Genomic DNA, 848 nt, shown 5'->3' with positions numbered 1-848 from the left:
TCGCATCACAGCATTTTAGCATTGCCTCTGTGTGCCTTCAAGGACACAGCCGTAAGCGTTGCTTACGGTGGCTGATATTAACCTCGGGCTTTGAATCTAGGAACAGTTACGGGCTTCGCCCTGTTGCATCTGTTTGATCCTGCATTGTCCCAGATAGATTAGCAGCTGCCATTTTCCTGGCATATTGTCAGCGTTGTCGAGTTCCTGTACATGATTTAGGACACGAAATCCATTGTGTTTATGAGGACGTAGAAAGTTATAGTATGTGACCCAGAGAGCTAAATCGTAGTTGGCACCTTCGATGTTGTCGAAGCCGTTGGTAGGACGATAGGATTCTTTGTAGGTTCTATTAAGTCGTTCGATCATTTGTTTATAAGGGCGGTATTTGGCAGATACCTCGTCATCATTGGTAAGACCGATGACTTGGGTGATATCAAACTTAAACTTTTTACCAAACTTGTGGAAGAACTGTTGTGCGGCTAATGGGTATGCACTGTATCCGTCAGCGATAAATTTAAAGTTTTCAGGCAGTTTATCTTTAAAGTGTTTGAAAGCCATACGCATTGAAAGAATGCATGGACCAACGCCTCGATTGTCGGAGATCTGATAGCCAAGGATGGAACGTCTGGCAGCATCCATGATAAACCAGATGTAGCCTTTGATACCACGGATCTTTATGTAGGTTTCATCTGCAGTTAAAACTTTACCAACTTTGTAATCGTAGCTGTCGGTAAAAGGTTTTACACAGATGGCGGCAGTAGTACAGTAATTCGCTACTTGTTGATGAGATATTTTTATTCCATGAATGTCTCGGAGAGCTTGAGCGGTTTTTCGCAAAGAGAGACCTA

1 protein-coding gene is annotated in these 848 nt (G+C 43.0%); it reads right to left on the bottom strand.

The features are described 5' to 3' along the window. Positions 1 to 96: 96 nt before the first annotated feature. Positions 97 to 848: DDE-type integrase/transposase/recombinase (locus tag DW981_RS14755; RefSeq protein ID WP_118508260.1), on the bottom strand; the 752-nt coding region annotated here is incomplete at its 5' end.

This window comes from Clostridium sp. AM49-4BH (assembly GCF_003478335.1).
GTDB lineage: Bacteria > Bacillota > Clostridia > Lachnospirales > Lachnospiraceae > Butyribacter.
The sequence above is the reverse complement of the archived record's forward strand: the minus strand, read 5'-3'. Positions and strand labels throughout refer to the sequence as shown.